16 protein-coding genes and 2 riboswitches are annotated in these 18,519 nt (G+C 64.7%); of the genes, 8 read left to right on the top strand and 8 right to left on the bottom strand.

The window, feature by feature from the left end:
• Positions 1-417 precede the first annotated feature (417 nt).
• Positions 418-1,833 (bottom strand): 2-isopropylmalate synthase, encoded by a 1,416-nt coding sequence (locus tag G568_RS0110065; protein WP_051202912.1) that lies wholly within the window; start codon positions 1,831-1,833, stop codon positions 418-420.
• 163 nt (positions 1,834-1,996) lie between these two features.
• Here G568_RS0110065 and G568_RS0110060 point away from each other — a divergent pair, with 163 nt between their 5' ends.
• The gene (locus G568_RS0110060; RefSeq protein WP_026757911.1) at positions 1,997-3,649 is read left to right on the top strand and encodes an NAD+ synthase; all 1,653 of its coding nucleotides are present in this window, start codon (positions 1,997-1,999) and stop codon (positions 3,647-3,649) included.
• Positions 3,650-3,958: 309 nt separating this feature from the next.
• Here G568_RS0110060 and G568_RS0110055 read toward each other — a convergent pair whose 3' ends face one another.
• Positions 3,959-4,357 (bottom strand): metallopeptidase family protein, encoded by a 399-nt coding sequence (locus tag G568_RS0110055; protein ID WP_026757910.1) that lies wholly within the window; start codon positions 4,355-4,357, stop codon positions 3,959-3,961.
• 119 nt (positions 4,358-4,476) lie between these two features.
• On the opposite strand from G568_RS0110055, the gene gltX reads away from it, so the two are divergent.
• On the top strand, positions 4,477-5,805 hold the full coding sequence (gene gltX / locus G568_RS0110050) for a glutamate--tRNA ligase (protein ID WP_026757909.1): 1,329 nt from the start codon (positions 4,477-4,479) through the stop codon (positions 5,803-5,805).
• A 166-nt stretch (positions 5,806-5,971) separates the two neighbouring features.
• Here the strand turns inward: gltX and G568_RS0110045 are convergent, their stop codons facing one another.
• On the bottom strand, positions 5,972-6,538 hold the full coding sequence (locus G568_RS0110045) for a gamma-glutamylcyclotransferase family protein (protein WP_037373996.1): 567 nt from the start codon (positions 6,536-6,538) through the stop codon (positions 5,972-5,974).
• A gap of 94 nt (positions 6,539-6,632) precedes the next feature.
• Here G568_RS0110045 and G568_RS0110040 point away from each other — a divergent pair, with 94 nt between their 5' ends.
• The 4 genes from G568_RS0110040 (at position 6,633) to gcvP (ending at position 11,909) form a co-directional block, all read left to right on the top strand.
• The gene (locus tag G568_RS0110040) at positions 6,633-7,085 is read left to right on the top strand and encodes an RrF2 family transcriptional regulator (RefSeq protein ID WP_026757907.1); all 453 of its coding nucleotides are present in this window, start codon (positions 6,633-6,635) and stop codon (positions 7,083-7,085) included.
• 59 nt (positions 7,086-7,144) lie between these two features.
• Positions 7,145-7,231: riboswitch (glycine riboswitch) on the top strand.
• Positions 7,232-7,310: riboswitch (glycine riboswitch) on the top strand.
• Between the two features lie 84 nt (positions 7,311-7,394).
• Entirely contained in the window at positions 7,395-8,519 is a 1,125-nt protein-coding gene (gcvT, locus tag G568_RS0110035) for a glycine cleavage system aminomethyltransferase GcvT (RefSeq protein ID WP_026757906.1), read from the top strand.
• Between the two features lie 35 nt (positions 8,520-8,554).
• Positions 8,555-8,917: a glycine cleavage system protein GcvH gene (gene gcvH / locus G568_RS0110030; protein WP_026757905.1), complete on the top strand. Its 363-nt coding sequence runs from the start codon at positions 8,555-8,557 to the stop codon at positions 8,915-8,917.
• Between the two features lie 142 nt (positions 8,918-9,059).
• Entirely contained in the window at positions 9,060-11,909 is a 2,850-nt protein-coding gene (gene gcvP / locus G568_RS0110025; RefSeq protein WP_026757904.1) for an aminomethyl-transferring glycine dehydrogenase, read from the top strand.
• 116 nt (positions 11,910-12,025) lie between these two features.
• Here the strand turns inward: gcvP and G568_RS0110020 are convergent, their stop codons facing one another.
• Entirely contained in the window at positions 12,026-14,557 is a 2,532-nt protein-coding gene (locus tag G568_RS0110020; protein WP_026757903.1) for an ABC transporter permease, read from the bottom strand.
• Positions 14,554-15,249, bottom strand: a complete 696-nt coding sequence (locus G568_RS0110015) for an ABC transporter ATP-binding protein (RefSeq protein ID WP_026757902.1) — start codon at positions 15,247-15,249, stop codon at positions 14,554-14,556. The genes G568_RS0110020 and G568_RS0110015 overlap by 4 nt, the downstream gene beginning before the upstream one ends.
• Here G568_RS0110015 and G568_RS0110010 point away from each other — a divergent pair.
• Positions 15,248-15,928 (top strand): arylesterase, encoded by a 681-nt coding sequence (locus G568_RS0110010; protein ID WP_026757901.1) that lies wholly within the window; start codon positions 15,248-15,250, stop codon positions 15,926-15,928. The genes G568_RS0110015 and G568_RS0110010 overlap by 2 nt on opposite strands.
• Before the next feature lie 246 nt (positions 15,929-16,174).
• Complete coding sequence (locus G568_RS0110005) at positions 16,175-16,516, top strand: hypothetical protein (protein WP_026757900.1); 342 nt, start codon at positions 16,175-16,177, stop codon at positions 16,514-16,516.
• A 56-nt stretch (positions 16,517-16,572) separates the two neighbouring features.
• Here G568_RS0110005 and G568_RS0110000 read toward each other — a convergent pair whose 3' ends face one another.
• The 3 genes from G568_RS0110000 to G568_RS0109990 all read right to left on the bottom strand — a co-directional run bounded on the left by G568_RS0110000 (position 16,573) and on the right by G568_RS0109990 (position 18,479).
• Positions 16,573-17,091 carry a helix-turn-helix domain-containing protein gene (locus G568_RS0110000; RefSeq protein ID WP_157084371.1) on the bottom strand — a complete coding sequence of 173 codons (519 nt, stop codon included), beginning with the start codon at positions 17,089-17,091 and terminating at the stop codon, positions 16,573-16,575.
• Entirely contained in the window at positions 17,088-17,423 is a 336-nt protein-coding gene (locus tag G568_RS19935; protein ID WP_211222250.1) for a DUF4258 domain-containing protein, read from the bottom strand. The genes G568_RS0110000 and G568_RS19935 overlap by 4 nt, the downstream gene beginning before the upstream one ends.
• 93 nt (positions 17,424-17,516) lie before the next feature.
• Complete coding sequence (locus G568_RS0109990; RefSeq protein ID WP_026757897.1) at positions 17,517-18,479, bottom strand: IS1595 family transposase; 963 nt, start codon at positions 18,477-18,479, stop codon at positions 17,517-17,519.
• Positions 18,480-18,519: the final 40 nt, after the last annotated feature.

The following is an 18,519-nucleotide window of genomic DNA, read 5'->3' as shown; positions in this document are numbered from 1 at the left end:
CCGGGGCGCGATGCAGCAGGATGATCGCTATGTGCATCATTCTGCCGATTCCCCCTATTTGAACATTGGGCTGCTGACTTCTGTGGATATCTATCTCCCTACGGTTGAGGAATGGCAAGCGGGGCACGCCTATCAATGCGGCCGGCGCGCTCGTGCGGCAGGCCACTGGCCAGCGGAATATGTGCGCGGAGCGATCTGGGGAATGTGCCATTGCCGGCGCTATACCGGGTTGGTGAGGCGCACATGAGATGCGTGGCGCATCTCATTGTCCAGTCACGTGAATTGTCTATTGCCCTCCACGCTCAGCGGGTGACGGTGCAGGCAACTACATTCGTAGGATGTCGGAGCTACGGTTTCAGGGCAATCGCGCAAGAGGGCAGCGACCCTGGGGCGCCTGATGTCGGGCGGTGAGCCGCATTACTCCTCCAGAAGGGCGCCGTTTTGCCACTTGCCGCTGGCCTCTTGCCCGTCTGCGTAGCGCATGGTGCCGGTGCCCTGCCGCTTGCCGTCCTTGAAGGTGCCCTCGTAGACATCGCCGTTGGAATAGGTCGCGACGCCTTTGCCGCTGATTTCGCCCTGCTTCCACTCGCCCTCGTAGATGAAGCTTTCGTCGGCTTCGGTTTCGGGGTTGTCGGGGATCACGATCTTGCCCTGACCGTGGCGCTGTCCTTCGGCGAACTGCCCCTCGTAGATGGTGCCGTCGGGGTAGGTGGCGGTGCCCTGGCCGTGGCGCTGCCCGTTCTGCCACTCGCCCTCGTAGCGGTAGCCGTCGGGGTAGGTCATCACGCCGGTGCCGTGGTTCTTGGCGTTCTTGAATTCGCCCTCGTAGACTAGGCCGTTGGCATAGGTTGCGGTGCCTTCGCCCTCGATCACGCCGGCGCTCCATTCGCCCTCATAGGTTGATCCGTCTGGGTAGGTGATCTTGCCGGTGCCGTCGGGCTGCCCGTCGCGGAACTGCCCCTCGTAGACCGAGCCATCAGGGTAGGTGACGCGTCCTTCGCCTTCGATCCGGCCGGCGACCCAGCTGCCCTCGTAGACATAGCCGTCGGCGCCGGTGAAGGTGCCCTGGCCGTGGCGCTTGTCGTCCTTGAATTCGCCCTCGTAGACATCGCCGTTGGCATAGTCCACGCGGCCCTCGCCGGCGCGGCGCCCGTTTACGAGCTGCCCCTTGTAGACATCGCCATTGGCCTGTGTCAGCGTCCCTTCGCCGTTGATCTGGCCGTCTTTCCAAGTGCCCTCGTAGACCGTTCCGTTGGGCATGGTCAGCTTGCCTTGCCCCTCGCGGGTGCCGCGCTGAACCTCGCCCTCGTAGACCGATCCGTCGGGGTAGGTGATCGTGGCCTGCCCTTCCTTGACGCCATTGACCCACTCGCCGTCATAGACATAGCCGCCGGGCGATTCCATCACGCCCTGACCGTGGTGCATGGCGTTGCGAAAGCCGCCCTCGTAGCGCACGCCGTTGGCATAGACGGCGACGCCCTGGCCGTTGATCTTGCCGTTTTCCCATTCACCCTCGTAGGTGCCGCCATCGGTGAAGACGATCTTGCCGATGCCCTCGGGTTTGCCCTTGGCAAACTCGCCCTCGTAGACCGATCCGTTGGGGAAACGGGCGACGCCCTGGCCGCGGATCTCGCCGTTGACCCATTCGCCGGTGTATTCGTACCCGTTGGGCAGGGTATAGGTGCCAGTTCCGTGTTGAAGTCCGTTTTGGAAGGTACCCTCGTAGACGCCGCCATCGTCGTATTGCTTGGTCTGAACCTCGCCGTCCTGGGCGATGGCCATCCCTGCCCAGAGCAACCCGGCCAGTCCCGAAATCATGAATGATGTCCGCATTCTCGCCATGTCCGTCCCTGCTTTGCCGCATGCGCCCCTGCCGCGGCTGTTGCAAAAAACCTAATCGACGCACCGGCGAGGGGCAACGTATTTTCCCCAATTCGGCTTCCCCTCGCCATCTGATCTGCTAGATCATGGCGCAAACGGGATCAGGAGACGGCAGATGGCCGATGCGTTTCGCCTCACGCTGGCGCAACTCAACCCCACGGTGGGCAATATCGACGCGAACGCGGGCCAGGCCCGTGCGGCATGGGACGAGGCGCGCGCCGCCGGGGCCGACATGGTGGCCCTGCCAGAGATGTTCATCACGGGCTACGATCCGCAGGACCTGGTGCAAAAGCCCGCGTTTCACCAAGCCGCCTTGGCGGCCATCGAGGCGCTGGCGGTCGCGTGCGCGGATGGGCCGGCCATCGGCATCGGCGGCCCCTACATGGAAGGGGCGAGCCTTTACAACGCGTGGTTCATCCTGTCCGGGGGGCGTATCGTGCATATCGTGCGCAAGCATCACCTGCCCAACGACAACGTGTTCGACGAGGCCCGTGTTTTCGCCCCCGCCAATCCCGGCGGCCCCTACAGCATTGGCCCCCTGCGCATCGGCACACCCATATGCGAGGATGCGTGGCACGATGACGTGACCGAGACGCTGGAGGAAACCGGCGCCGAGCTGCTGCTGGTGCCCAATGGCAGCCCCTATTCACGCGGCCGGCTGGAGATGCGCCAGACAATGATGGTTGCGCGCGTGGTCGAGACGGGTCTGCCGCTGGTGTATCTCAACATGGTGGGCGGACAGGACGATCAGGTGTTCGATGGCGCGTCTTTCGTGCTCAACCCCGGCGGGGCGCTGGCGGTGCAGATGCCGCCCTTCGATGCCACGCTGACCCATGTCGATTTCACCCGCACGCCCGAGGGGTGGCGCGCCACCGAGGGCGGCAAGGCGCATGTGCCCGACCTGATGGAGCAGGATTATCGCGCCATGGTCGAAAGCCTGCGCGACTATTGCGCCAAGACGGGGTTCGGCAAGGTGCTGTTGGGTCTGTCGGGCGGTATCGACAGTGCGCTGGTGGCGACGGTCGCTGTGGATGCCCTTGGCGCGGGTAACGTGCGCTGCGTGATGCTGCCGTCCGAATACACGTCGCCCCATTCGCTGGAGGATGCAAAAGCGCTGGCCGAGGTGCTTGGCGTGCATTACGACACCGTGCCGATCGCGCAGGCGCGCGACGCGGTCAACGCGACGCTGGCACCGCTTTTCGCGGGCCGCGACGAGGACCTGACCGAGGAAAACATACAATCGCGGCTGCGCGGGCTGCTGCTGATGGCGATGTCCAACAAGTTTGGCGAGATGCTGCTGACCACCGGCAACAAGTCCGAGGTGGCCGTGGGGTACGCCACGATCTATGGCGACATGGCGGGCGGCTACAACCCAATCAAGGACATGTACAAGACCCGCGTCTTTGACGCCTGCCGCTGGCGCAACGGGGCGCATCGCGACTGGATGGCGGGGCCGGGTGGCACGGTGATCCCGCAGCGGATCATCGACAAGCCGCCAAGCGCCGAACTGCGCCCCGACCAGAAGGACGAGGATAGCCTGCCGCCCTATGACGAACTGGATGCCATCCTGGAAATGCTGGTGGACCGCGATGCCTCGGTCGAGGATTGCGTTGCGGAGGGACATGACCGCGACACGGTCAAGAAGATCGAGCACCTGCTGTATGTCAGCGAGTACAAGCGGTTTCAGGCGGCGCCGGGCACGCGGCTGAGTATGCATGCCTTCTGGCGCGATAGGCGCTACCCGATCGTGAACCACTGGCGCGACTAGTGTTGCCCACCTGACTGAAGTTCCCCAATGGGGATCTTGCCTGCCAGGTGGAGGGGGAAATGGCCTGTTGCTGCCGTTCGATATAGCGCCCCGCGCAGAATAGCGCCCGCAGGGCGCCGCGCATCGCCGGGCCGCCCGTCGTCCCAAAGGGGCGCCGCCTATAATCGGCACGCCTCTGGCGTGACGGCACGGCGATTTGGCTGGGCTGGGCGCAACGCACTGAGGTTCTTCGGATTTGGCGGGGATAAAGCGCCAGCGCACCAGCGTAGGATCGCCGCACCGCGGCCCGAGGATGCGCGGGCCTGCCGCTCATTCCCACCAGCGGTCTATGGTTGCGATGTCGTCGTCGTCCCAGCCAAAGAAATGCGCCAGCTCGTGCACCACGACATTCGTCACCAGATCGCGCAGCTCCACGTCGCCGCGCGCGTGCCATTCCGCCATGATCGGCCTGACAAACAGCCAGATCGTGTCGGGCGTCAACTCCGGGTAGCTAGAGGATTTATGGGTGAGCGGCACCCCCTCGTAGAGTCCCGTCAGTGTCATCGGGTCATGCAGGCCCAGTTCTTGCAGCATGTCATGACCGGGCAGGTCGGCAATGCGAAGCTGCACCGCGCCCGCGCGACTGCGAAATGGCTCGGGCAAGCCGGCCATGGCCGATTGGGCCAGCTTGGCGATGCGGTTTCGCTCGTTCCGGTTGCCGTGTGTCATACCCGGGATATGCGCACTGCTGCCGCAAAAGGGAAGGGTGCGCGGCCCTGCCGTGCGGCGGGGGTTTCTGGACAAACCCGCCGCCCTGTGACATGAGCCGCTCAAGCAGGAGTATCGCCATGACAACGACCCGTTTCGCCCCGTCGCCCACCGGTTATATCCATGTGGGCAACTTGCGCACCGCGCTGATGAATTTCCTGATCGCCCGCAAGCAGGGCGGCACGTTCATCCTGCGGATCGATGACACCGACCAGGAGCGCTCGAAGCAGGAATTTATCGACCAGATCCAGCGCGACCTGGAATGGCTGGGCCTGACATGGGACCGGATCGAATACCAGTCGAGGCGCCTGGACCGGTATAGCGATGCCGCTGATCGCCTGCGCGACATGGGCCGGTTCTACGAGTGTTTCGAAACGCCTGCGGAGCTGGATCTCAAGCGCAAGAAACAGCTGAACATGGGCCGCCCGCCGGTTTATGACCGCGCGGCGCTGGAGCTGCCGGAAGAAGAAAAGACTGCCCTGCGCGCGGCGCGCGGCGGCTACTGGCGCTTCAAGCTCGATCACGAGCGGATCGAATGGAGCGACGGCATCCTTGGCCCGGTCTCCATCGATGCCTCCAGCGTCAGCGATCCGGTCCTGATCCGGGCGGATGGGCAGGTTCTGTATACGCTGGCCTCGGTGGTCGATGACACCGAGATGGGCGTGACGGACGTGGTGCGGGGATCGGATCACGTGACCAACACCGCCACGCAGATCCAGATCATCCGCGCCCTTGGCGGTGCGGTGCCGCAATTCGCGCATCATTCGCTGCTGACCGGGCCGCAGGGCGAGGCGCTGTCGAAGCGGCTTGGGGCGTTGTCGATCAAGGACCTGCGCGCCCAGGGGGTCGAGCCGATGGCGCTTCTGTCGCTGATGGCGCGGCTGGGCTCGTCCGACCCGGTGGAGCTGCGCGGCAGCGTTGACGAGCTGGTCGAGGGGTTCGACATCACCCGCTTCGGCGCCGCGCCGACCAAGTTCGACGAGCGCGATCTGTTCCCGCTGACTGCGCGGCACCTGCAGACGCTGGAGCTGGCGGACGTGGCCGAGGATATCGCCGCGCTTGGCGTGCCGGATGATCAGGCGGCACGATTCTGGGCGGTCACGCGCGAGAATATCACCACCCGGGCCGACCTGCGGGCCTGGTGGGAGATGTGCCGCGACGGGGCCGAGCCGGTGATCGACGAGGAGGACCGTGATGTCGTGGCGCAGGCGATGGCCCTGTTGCCCGAGCCGCCCTTCGATGAGGGGACATGGGCCGCCTGGACCGCACAGGTGAAAGAGGCGACCGGGCGCAAGGGGCGGGGCCTGTTCATGCCGCTCAGGAAGGCGCTGACCGGGCAGGCGCACGGGCCGGAGATGGCGCAACTGATGCCGCTGCTACAAAAGGTTCGGGCGCGGGGTTCACAGTGAAACGGTTTTCCTAAGCTGTTGATATGACTTCGTATTAGGCTGCCTCATGGCGTGCGCGGATTGCTATGTGTGCAGGGGGCGCTGCCCCCGCCGCGCGTGCCGCGCGGCCCCCCGGGATATTTCAGGCCAGAAGAAGACACAGACGTATCGCTTGTATAGCACCAGCTTAGCCGGGGATGATCCTTACGCGGCGGTCGGCCAGGGCCTCGTCGACCATGCTGCGCTCGGCGCGGGTCAGGGTCTGGTGGCGGGGGTAGCGGGGATCGGCGCGGTCGTCGAGAACCGGCGCGTCCCAGCCATCGGTGGTGTCGAAAAACTCGTGCACGCCGTCCTCGCCGTATTCGCGCAAGAACCCCTGCACGACCACGTCCAGGTAGCTGAGCAGGATCGGGCGGTGCTGGCTGGGGGTGCCATGCTTGCCCACGGGGATCACGTAGAGCGCGATATCGGGCCGGTGGGGCAGGGGGTGGTCGATCTGGTCGCGCGCGGGCATGCGGTCATACGCCTCTTCGCGCTCATCGAGCGCCTGCCAGTCGTTGCCGGGCACCGAGGCCATCAGCCCGCGGATTTGGCCGCCCGGCGCGGGATGCACAGTCAGGAATGCCTCGGCCCGGACCGGTGTGTGCCGCCACACACGCCGCCAGTCGCGGGCGGTGGCGGGGTGGGCATCGGTGTAACTATGCGTGGCCCGGTTCACCAGTGAGCCGTAGCCAAAGAAAAAGGCATCATTCATGCAGCTATTCCCCTCGAGTTTGATTCATGTCAATACATCACGCACGTTGCATGGGCACAATCACCCATCCCATTGGATCAGCAGAGGCGAAAAATTGCGCATAACGAAGCGAACAAACCTTGCCATCCGCGTTTTGATGTTTTGCGGCGCGAACCAGGGTCGGCTTGTCACCAAGTCCGAGATCGCACGATGCTGCAACACGTCCGAGAATCACCTCGCGCAGGTGATCAACCAGTTGGGGCAGCTTGGCTATATCCGCACGCACCGGGGCCGCAATGGCGGTCTGGAACTGGCGCGGGACATGGCGGACATCCATATCGGCGAGATATTCCGCACGCTGGAATCCAGCGTTCCGATCGCCGAGTGCTTTGCCGATGTGGATAACACCTGTCCTCTGGTGGATGCCTGCCGCCTGAAGCTGGCGGTGGCCGACGCGGCGGAGGCGTTTTATGCGCATCTGGACGGTATCACGCTGGATGCGCTGGTGTGCGACAACCTTCCGCTGTTCGAGATCATGTCGACGGTGTCGTGCCGGCCGGGGGCGTGATCGCGCATTTGTTCGGAAGCGACCACTTGTCTGATGCCAACGACTCGGCTACACCAACAGGGGTCAGGACGGGAGAACCGGTATATCCGGTGCCGAAGGAGCAACCGCCCCGGAAACTCTCAGGCGACAAGGACCGCCCTGGCATGAACACTCTGGAGAGAGGCGCAGATATCACGCGCCCGCCGAAGGGATAGCGATCTCAGGCGAACGGACAGAGGGGGCATCACGGTTTTCCGCAAAAGGCGCGGGAAACATGGGATGCCGGGCGATGCGCAAACGGATCAGCACGGCACAACGGAAGGAACGTTGATGACGGATTTGATGCGTTTGCCGCTTCATGACCTGCATGTGGAACTGGGCGCCAGGATGGTGCCTTTCGCGGGCTATGACATGCCGGTGCAATACAGCGCGGGCGTGATGAAGGAGCATCAGCACACTCGCACGCGCGCCGGCCTTTTCGACGTCAGCCACATGGGGCAGGTAGTGTTGCGAGGCGGCGATTACGCGCAGGTGGCACGCGCGATGGAGGCGTTGGTGCCGGTTAATATCGCCGGTCTGGGCGAGAACCGGCAGCGCTATGGCTTTTTCACCAATGAAGGCGGCGGGATCGAGGACGATCTGATGATGGCCAATCGCGGCGATCACCTGTTCGTGGTGGTCAACGCGGCCTGCAAGGACGCCGATATCGCGCTGATGCGCGCCGGGCTGGGCGCGGATGTGCGCGTCGAGGTGATCGAAGATCGCGCGTTGTTGGCGTTGCAGGGGCCCGAGGCCGAGGCGGTCTTGGTCGGGCTGAACCCCGCCGCGGCAGAGATGCGGTTCATGGACGTGGCGACGCTTGAGTTGGCGGGCGCGGAGTGCTGGGTGTCGCGATCGGGCTACACCGGCGAAGACGGGTTCGAGATATCGGTGCCCGCGGACGCGGCCGAGACGCTGGCGTGCCGACTTCTGGAGCACGAGGCGGTCGCGCCCATTGGCTTGGGCGCGCGGGACAGCTTGCGGCTTGAGGCGGGGCTGTGCCTTTATGGTCATGACATCGACAGCGAGACCAGCCCGATTGAGGCTGGCCTAAGCTGGGCAATCCAGAAGGTGCGCCGAAACGGCGGCGCGCGCGCGGGCGGCTTTCCCGGCGCCGAGCGCATCTTGCAGGAGCTTGAGGACGGCGCCCCGCGCAAGCGCGTCGGGCTGCGCCCGCAGGGGCGTGCGCCGATGCGCGAGGGGGTCGAGCTGTTTGCCGAGGAGGCGGGCGGCGCGCCGGTGGGCGTGATCACCTCGGGCGGGTTTGGCCCCACGGTGGGCGGCCCGGTGGCGATGGGATACCTGCCGGCCGAGAGGACCGCGCCGGGCACAACGGTGTTTGGCGAGCTGCGCGGCAAACGCCACCCCGTGAAGGTGGCCGAGCTGCCCTTCGTGCCGGCCAACTTCAAACGCTGACATCAACGTAACCACAAGGACAGGGACAGGAAGACATGAAATTTACCGAAGATCATGAATGGCTGCGCGCCGATGACAACGGTCTGGTCGTGGTGGGGATCACCGAGCATGCCAGTTCGCAATTGGGCGACGTGGTGTTTGTCGAGTTGCCCGAGATCGACACCAAGGTCGCCAAGGGCGACGAGATCGTGGTGATCGAAAGCGTCAAGGCGGCCAGCGATATCTCGGCGCCGCTGGACGGCGAGGTTGTCGAGGTGAACGAGGCGATCGTGGACGATCCGGGCAAAGTCAACGAGGACCCGCTGGGCGAGGCGTGGTTCTTCAAGATGAAGATCGACGATCTGTCGGCGCTGGACGACTACATGGACGAGGACGCCTACAAGGATTTCGTGGGTTGATCGCTCTCCCTGCGTGCGCGCGTGTCTCGCGCGTGTGCGCGGCGGTGGCGGCGTGGTGCCGCCTCCGGCGGGAGTATTTTGAGCAAGATGAAGCAGCGCGGTGCGCCAGTCCGGCGCCCGCAGGAAACTGGGGAGGCATGCGATGCCGTTCAAACCGACCGACTACCTGCCATATGATTTTGCCAATCGGCGCCATATCGGGCCGTCGCCCGAGGAAATGGAACAGATGTTTTCGGTGCTTGGTGTCGGAGAGCTTGAGGAGCTGATCGATCAGACCGTGCCCAAGGGCATTCGGCAAGATGAGCCGCTGGATTTCGGTAAGCCCAAGTCAGAGCGCGGCCTTTTGAACCACATGCGCCGCGTGGCCGAGAAGAACACGGTTATGACCTCGCTGATCGGGCAGGGGTATCATGGCACCGTCACGCCCCCCGCGATCCAGCGCAACGTGTTTGAAAACCCGGCGTGGTACACCGCCTACACTCCCTATCAGCCCGAGATCAGCCAGGGGCGGCTTGAGGCGCTGCTGAACTTCCAGACGATGATCAGCGACCTGACCGGGCTGGAGATCGCCAACGCCTCGCTTCTGGACGAGGCGACGGCGGCGGCCGAGGCGATGGCCATGGCGCAGCGGGTGGCGAAATCCAAGGCGAAGGCGTTTTTCGTCGATGAGAACTGTCACCCGCAGAATATCGCCGTGATCAAGACCCGCGCCGCGCCGTTGGGTATCGAGGTGATCATCGGGGCGCCCGATGACTTGGAGGCTGACAAGGTGTTCGGCGCGGTGTTCCAGTATCCGGGCACACATGGCCATCTGCGCGATTTCACCGATCAGATCGAGGCGCTGCACGACGCCAAGGCCGCCGGGATCGTGATCGCGGACCCGCTGGCGCTGTGCCTATTGAAGGAGCCGGGCGCAATGGGGGCCGATATCGCCGTGGGCAACACGCAGCGGTTCGGCGTGCCGATGGGCTATGGCGGCCCGCACGCCGCTTACATGGCCTGCCGCGACAGCTTCAAGCGGGCGATGCCCGGGCGCCTTGTGGGGGTCAGCGTGGACAGCCACGGCAACCGCGCCTACCGGCTGGCCCTGCAAACGCGCGAGCAGCATATCCGCCGCGAAAAGGCCACCAGCAACGTGTGCACGGCGCAGGCGCTATTGGCGGTGATGGCGTCTTTCTACGCGGTGTTCCATGGGCCGAAGGGCTTGCGCGCCATCGCGCAGCGTATCCACCGCAAGACCGTGCGCCTGGCGCAGGGCCTTGAGGATGCGGGCTATGTCATAGAGCCCGAGGCGTTCTTTGACACGATCACCGTCAACGTTGGCGCGCGGCAGGGCGATATCATGGCCGCGGCGCGGGGCGAGGGGATTAACCTGCGGGCCGTGGGCGAGGACCGGATCGGCATCACCCTGGACGAGGTGACCCGCCGCGCCACCACCGAGGCGGTCTGGCGCGCCTTCGGGATCGAGCGTAGCGATGACGACCTGGAGCATCACTACCGCCTGCCCGAGCGGCTGGTGCGGCAGAGCGAGTACCTGACGCATCCGGTGTTCCACATGAACCGGGCCGAGACCGAGATGATGCGCTACATGCGGCGCCTGTCAGACCGCGATCTTGCGCTGGACCGGGCGATGATCCCGCTGGGGTCTTGCACGATGAAGCTCAATTCGGCCGCCGAGATGATGCCGGTGAGCTGGCCCGAGTTTGCCGAGATGCATCCGTTTGCCCCCGCCGATCAGGCCGAGGGCTACCGCGAGATGATCGACGGGTTGTCGGAACAGCTGTGCCAGATCACCGGCTATGCCGCGATCTCGATGCAGCCCAACAGCGGCGCGCAGGGCGAATATGCGGGGCTGCTTACCATCGCGGCATGGCAGCGCGCGCGCGGACAGGGGCAGCGCAACGTGTGCCTGATCCCTACCTCGGCGCATGGCACCAACCCGGCCAGCGCGCATATGGTTGGCTGGGACGTGGTGGTGATCAAGTCCGCCGAGAACGGCGATATAGACCTGGACGATTTCCGCGCCAAGGCCGAGGCGCATGCCGACACGCTGGCGGCTTGCATGATTACCTACCCCTCGACCCATGGCGTGTTCGAGGAGACCGTGCGCGAGGTTTGCGAGATCACCCACGCGCATGGCGGGCAGGTTTATATCGACGGTGCCAACCTTAACGCGATGGTGGGCCTGTCGAGGCCCGGGGACCTAGGCGGGGATGTCAGCCATTTGAACCTGCACAAGACGTTCTGCATCCCGCATGGCGGCGGCGGTCCCGGCATGGGTCCGATTGGCGTGAAAGAGCACCTTGTGCCGCACCTGCCGGGCCATCCTGCCACCGGCGGCGAGCAGGGACCGGTCAGCGCGGCGCCGTATGGCTCGCCCTCGTTGCTGCCGATCAGTTGGGCGTATTGCATGATGATGGGCGGCGAGGGCCTGACGCAGGCGACGCGCGTTGCGATCCTCAATGCCAATTACATCGCCAAGCGGTTGGAGGGGGCGTATGACGTGCTCTTCAAGGGTAAGGCGGGGCGGGTGGCGCATGAGTGCATCCTTGATACCCGCCCCTTTGCCGCCAGCGCGGGCGTTACCGTCGATGATATCGCCAAGCGGCTGGTCGATTGCGGGTTCCACGCGCCAACGATGAGCTGGCCTGTGGCCGGGACCCTGATGGTGGAGCCGACCGAGTCGGAGACCAAGGCCGAGTTGGACCGGTTCTGCGACGCGATGCTGGCGATCCGCGAAGAGATTCGCGACATCGAGGAGGGCCGCATTGACGCGGAGAACAACCCGCTCAAGAACGCGCCGCACACTATGGAGGACCTGGTCAAGGAATGGGACCGCCCCTATAGCCGCGAGCAGGGGTGCTTTCCACCCGGGGCGTTCCGGGTCGACAAGTACTGGCCGCCCGTGGGGCGGGTGGACAACGTCTATGGCGACCGGCACCTGGTGTGCACCTGCCCGCCGCTGTCGTCCTACGACGAGGCGGCAGAGTAGAATGGGCGCGGCCGTGCCGTCCGAGACCGGGCGGTGCGGCTGGCCCCGGGCCGGCGGAGCTGGATATTTTTGGCCAGAAGAAGCCGCAGTGGAGCGCTTTGCCGGCGGGCCGCGCGTTATTCGCGGGCGCGCAGGACACCGGCGGGGCGTAGCGACAGGGGCCGCCAGGCAAAGCCGAGACCGGCCAGAAGCGTAGCCAGCACGCCGCCTGCCACGATGGCCAGCGCCGACGGCCACATCACGGCAAAGCCGGTGTCCATCACGTAGTAGCTGACGGCCCAACCGGCGGTGATACCGGCGGCCAGCGCCACCAGCCCCGCCGCCGCCCCCAAAAGCGCGGCGCGCAGTGCGAAGCTAAATAATATGCGAGGGCGGGTGGCGCCCAAAGTGCGCAGGATTGCCGCCTCGTAGCTGCGGGCGTTTTGGCCGGCAGCGGCCGCGCCGATCAGCACCAGGAACCCCGTCAGCAGCGTTGCCGCCGCGCCGTAGGAGGTGGCCGCCGACAGGCCGCCCAGGACCTCGGCCACGCGGTTGATGGCGTCGCGCACGCGGATCGCGGTCACGTTGGGGAACATATCGCCGATATCGCTCAGGATCTGCGCTTCGGCCTCGGGGGCGGCGTAGACGGTGGCGATGTGGGTGTGCGGCGCGCCCGACAGGGCGGATGCGTTCATCGCCAGCACGAAGCCCATTCCGGCGGTGGAAAAATCGACCTCGCGCAGGCTGGTGATGGTGCCGGTGATGTCGCGGCCAAGGATGTTGACGGTTAGGGTGTCGCCCAGGGAAAGGCCCAACTCGCGCGCCTCTTCGGCGGCGAAGCTGATTTGCGGGGGACCGTCATACCCCTCGCCCCACCACGTGCCGGCGGTGATCTTTGTCCCCTCGGGGCGGGCGTCGGCGTAAGTGATGCCGCGATCGCCGCGCACGACCCAGTGATCGCCGGCGATGTCTTGGGCGTTTTGGCCGTTGATGCGGGTTATGACGCCGCGCAGCATCGGTGCGCTTTGCATGCGGCTGACCGCCGGATCGCCGGTGATCCTCTCACGAAACGCGGGCATTTGGTCCTTCTGGATGTCGACGAAGAAGTAGGACGGTGCCACATCGGGTAAATCGGTGGCGATGGCGCCCTTGAGGTTGCCGCTGATCTGGCCGACGGCGGCGAGAACCGACAGGCCCAGCCCCAGCGACAGCACGACCGAGGCGGCCTCGCCCCTCTGCCCGCCGATGGCAGCCAGCGCCCAGCGGAGCGCCGGACGCCCCCGCGCCCCCGCCCGCAGGCGTTTCGACAGGGCCCGCACCGCCAACGCCGCCAGCGCCAGCGCCAGCAGCGCCGACGCGATGCCGCCCGCCGTCCACAGCGTCAGCCATGCCGCCTGCGAGAACCACACCGCCACGGCGACCAGCGCCGCCAGCAGCGCCGCCGTGACCACAAGGAACGGCCATGCCGGAAGGGGGCGGCCCGCATCCATCGCGTCGCGAAACAGGGTGGCGGCGCGCACCTCGCCGGTGCGGGCCAGCGGCCAGAGGGTGAAGATCAGCGCCGTCAGCGCGCCGTAAATCGCCGCCTCGGCAAGTGGTCCGGGGTGCAGGGTAAACTCGGCCGGGACCGGCAGGCGCGCCTCGATCAGGGGGGCCAGCAGCATCGGCATGCCGCCGCCAAGGATCAGCCCCAAAGCGATGCCGATCAGCGACAGCGCGCCGATTTGCAGAAAATAGAGCTGAAAGATCAGGCGCCGCTCGGCGCCAAGCGTGCGCAGCGTGGCTATGACGCCGGTCTTTTCCGACAGGTAGGCGCGCACCGCCGCCGACACGCCCACGCCGCCCACGGCCAGCCCCGACAGCCCCACCAGCACCAAAAAGGCGCCGATCCGGTCGACGAACCGCGCCACCCCCGGCGCGCCGTTGCGCGCGTCGCGCCAGCGCATGCCGCTCTCGGAAAACTCGGCCTCGGCGCGGGCCTTGAGCGCGTTCAAGTCTGCGCCCTCGGGCAGGTCCATTCGGTATTTCGAGGTATAGAGCGTGCCGGGTTGCAACAGCCCTGAGCCGTCAAGCGCATCGCGCGCCACGATGGTGCGCGGGCCAAGCCCGAACCCGGCGGCGGCGCTGTCGGGCTCGGCCATCAGCGTGGCCATTAGGCGGAAGTCTTGCGTGCCAAGACGGAAGGTGTCGCCGGGTGCAAGGCCAAGTTGCTGGATCAGGAGGGCATCCATCACCGCGCCGGGCAGGCCGCCAGCACCGGCAAGCGCTTCGTCCAGCGGGATGGCGGAGTCAAGCCGCACGGTGCCGAACAGGGGATAGGCGCCATCCACGGCCTTGATCTGCGTGAGTTCGCGTTGCGCCGCCTCGCCGCTGCCGCGCACGGCCATGGAGCGGAAATCGACCACCTCGGACACGGCATCGGCGGCTTGGCGCATCCAGGCGCGTTCGTCGGCGCTGGCGAAGCGGTAGGTGAATTCCATCTCGGCCTCGCCACCCAGAAGGGCCGCGCCATCGCGTTTTAGGCCCGCCTCGATCCCGGCACGGATGCTGCCCACGGCGGCGATCGCGGCCACGCCCATGGCCAGGCACGCGAGGAAGATGCGAAAGCCTTGCAAGCCGCCGCGCATCTCGCGCAAGGCAAACCGGGCTGCGAGGCGCAAGCTGCTCATACCACCGCCTCGGCATCCGCATCCGGGGCGATGGCGCCGTCGCGCAGGTGCACGACCCGATCACAGCGCGCCGCCAGCTCGGCCGCGTGGGTGACCAGGACCAGCGTCGCGCCGTGCCGATCGCGCAGCCCGAACAGCAGATCGATGATCGCCGCGCCGTTGGTGCCATCGAGGTTGCCGGTCGGCTCGTCCGCCAGCAGGATATCGGGGCGCGGCGCCGATGCGCGCGCCAGCGCGACGCGCTGTTGTTCGCCGCCCGACATCTGCGCGGGGTAGTGATCGGCCCGGTCCGTCAGGCCAACGGCGCGCAATTCCTCGCGCGCACGGGCCATCGCATCGGCGTGGCCGGCCATTTCGAGGGGCGTCGCCACGTTTTCCAGCGCGGTCATCGTCGGGATCAGGTGAAACGACTGGAACACCACGCCCATGTGATCGCGTCGGAACCGGGCGAGGGCGTCCTCGTTCATGGCGCCCATCTCGCGGCCCAGAACGGTAACGGTGCCGCCGGTCGCGCGCTCAAGCCCGCCGATCAGCATCAGCAGCGAGGATTTGCCGGATCCGGACGGGCCGACGAGGCCAAGCGTTTCGCCCCTCTGGACATCCAGCGTTATGCCATGGAGTATCTCGACGAGGCCGGCGTTGCCATCAAGGGTCAGCGAGGCCTCGGAAAGCGAAATAACGGGGTCGGTCATGCGGATGCGCCTGCGATTCAATGATTTTTCTTCATATGGGGTGCGCGTGCTTGCTGGCAAGGTGCTGGCGCTGTTTCTGATCGTGATGCCCGCGGTAGCGACGGCGGGGCAGGTCACCGTGGCCGCGCTTGGCGATAGCCTGACGCAGGGCTATGGCCTGATCTCGCAAGAGGGGTTCGTGCCGCAGTTGCGCGATTGGCTGGCGCGGAAGGGGCGCGATGTGCGCGTCGTCAACGCGGGCGTGTCGGGCGATACCAGCGCCGGCGGGTTGGCGCGGGTCGAGTGGACGCTGACGCCCGACGTGGACGCGATGATCGTGGCGCTTGGCGGCAATGACCTGCTGCGCGGCATTGATCCGGCGGTGACGCGCGCGAATATCGAGGGGATCTTGCAGGCCGCCAACGACGCGGATGTCGAGGTGCTACTCGTTGGGATGGAGGCGCCGGGCAATTACGGGCCCGAGTACAAGGCCGAGTTCGATGCCATCTGGCCCGAGCTGTCGCGCGCCTATGGCGCGTTGTATCATCCGAGCTTTTTTGAGGGGCTGGGCGCTGATGATCCGGCTGGTGCGATGCGCTACATGCAGCCCGATGGCATCCACCCCAACGCCGAGGGCGTGCGCCGCATCGTAGAGCGGGTAGGGCCGAAGGTGATCGAGCTGATCGAGCGGGTGCAGTGATACGGCGGTGTGAGGGTGGCCCTTTCCGCCCTGCACGGAATCAAGGCCGCAGGCCGCCGCGCATCGCCGGGCCGCCCGTCGCCCCAAAGGGGCGCCGCCCATCATCGACACGCCTCTGGCGTGACGGCACGGTGATTTGACTGACGTCCACGCAACGTAAAAATGTTATTCGGATTTTCGGCCTTATGTATCAAACGCACCAACAATATAGCTGCATAACGGGCCGATGTGAATCATTATGTGCCCATGCAGGATAGGAGCATAGACAACGCGCTACTGGCGCTACGCAAGGAAATCGTGCGCCACGGTCGGGACGGGCTAGATCATGTTGAAGCCTTGCTGGCGTTGCGCGGGGTGGAACTACCAGAATACACGCGCAGACTGCCCGTAAACGGCACCTACAAGGGCCGCATGAGCCGCAAGGTGCTGGCAGCAATCGAAGGTGGACACAGAACGCCAGAGGCCATCACGCAAGCATTACAGGCCGAAGGGGTGTCATACCAGCTAATGTATCAGCGGGTTTATCAGGCGCTGTTGAGGCTGGAGCGTAAGGGTAAAGTGAGGCGTGAGGGGCGGGAATGGCGCTAGAATATGAAAATGGACCTGCGAGATCGCAGGTCCATTCTGATCAGTCGCGGCTGCCTTTAAGCCACTTCCGTTGCGCCACCCATTTTTGCCCAATGGGCTTGAGCGCGAGAAAAGACTAAGTTCGGCACTGTGTCATCTTCGTCTTGGTAAAGGCCAATGATCTTGTGCATTATCCTCTCCTGCTGATCAGGAAATAGGTGTGCAACATAAACTGCCCGCAAAAGCCTATCGGCTGGTCCGGTGATGTCCGTTTGATCCTCTTTCTCGTAGCGCGCCACCATTTGCGCACTAACGCCAATCTCATTCGCAAGCTCAACCTGCGACTTTTCCATTTGCCCGCGCATGAAGACTACGTCTCTATGCGAGAGGTGCGGACGGGAAAGGGCGATCTCCAATCCGATAATCTTGTGAAGCGTGTCCGCGTCGTGGACGATCAAAGACCGTCCGTAATCACCCTCATCGATGATCTCATAGCCGTCATGCAGGTATATTCCTTCCACCCCACATGCACGATACAACATGGGTTCCTTTTCAGCGCCATCTTCTTCGCAGTGAAATGCCAAAACATTGTTCATTGCGTGTCGTCCCACATGGTTGTGATCACAATTATCCTCCCGTTATGCTGCACCAGCGCACAAATGACGCTCATTGATCGAGACCTCACAAAAATCGAAGCTTGTAGCTCTGGATTGCCGTTCTTGTCGAGCTTTTGATATGTGATCTGCCCATTCCTAAGCGCCTTCAGCACTAGATCAAAGTTGATATGGCGTTCCCACATACGGTCTTCGGCGTGTTCAGTGAGGACGATGTTGGATGTATTTTGACATAGGTCTCGCACTCGACTTGCATATTGTTCTTGAAGCAAGCGCTGCGAAATTCGTTTTCCATCCATATCGCCGCCTATCATTATGATAGGTGATACGTACATGTCTTAGACGCCATATGCAAGGTCTAAGATCGTAAGCTTGGGCCCATCGCGCCAGTTTGTCACGGTCGCGATTTACGCCGCCCGCTGCCAATAGCCCTTCCAGCTCCGGCTGACCGGCGCTTCCATCGCGTTCGCCGCCAAACGGTGTGCCAGTTCGCCGTTGTCGCTTCGGCGGTTGTCTTCCAGCCATGCGGCGTGGTTCGCATACTGGTGCAGGTACTGCGGGCTGACATGGTGATGCTGGCCGGAGACCATGCGGCGCAGGCGGGAGAAATAGCTTTCCGCCATGTTGGTGTGCTTGCCGTGGTCGCTGTAGCACTCGCTGTGGTTCACGCGATCAACGGCCCACCCGTCATGCAGCAAGTCCCAATGGCTTGCCTCGTCGGCTGACATGGTGGCCATGCGGCACACGTTCTCGTTGGCCAGCGCAACACCTTCGCCCTCGTCCATGCTGACGACAGGCAGGGTGCGGCCCACGCGCTCACGCATGGCGATCACGACGCGGCGCTCGCCGGTCTGGTTTTCCTTGCGGCGGCGGTCCTTGCGATCTTCCTTGCGGTTTTCGGGGCGAACGTGCCCGCCAAAGTATGCGCCATCAATCTCGATATGGCCTTCCAGAACTTCGCCTGTCTGAACCTCGGACGCCATCGCCTCGCGCAGCTTGTGCGCCAGAACGAACGCGGTCTTGTATTGGCAGTCCAGGTCGCGGGAAAGCTGGATCATGGACACGCCCTTGGACGCGTTCACCAGAATGCAGATCGCGGCCAGCAGGTCCACGAAATCCATCTTGCGGCTGGCGAAGATGGTGCCGCTGGTTACGCTAAACTGGTGCGCGCACGCCTTGCATTTGAACTTGCGGCGGGTGGTGATGCTGTAGGTCTCGTCATGGCCGCAACGCGGGCACACCGCCTCGCCATCCGTCTCGGGCCAGCGCATTTCGCAGAATGTCTGGTAAGCCGCGTCCTCCCCTGCCTTGTAGATCGAGCGCAGGCTGAGGGTGCGGGAAGCTGCTGAGAGAAGGAAGTGTTGTGCCATTGTACCATTTCCGATGCCTATGCATCATATGTAGTACGTT

Origin of the sequence: Sediminimonas qiaohouensis DSM 21189, assembly GCF_000423645.1 — a bacterium.
In the GTDB taxonomy this organism is placed as follows: Bacteria; Pseudomonadota; Alphaproteobacteria; order Rhodobacterales; family Rhodobacteraceae; genus Sediminimonas; species Sediminimonas qiaohouensis.
This window is presented reverse-complemented; position numbering and strand designations above follow the sequence as displayed.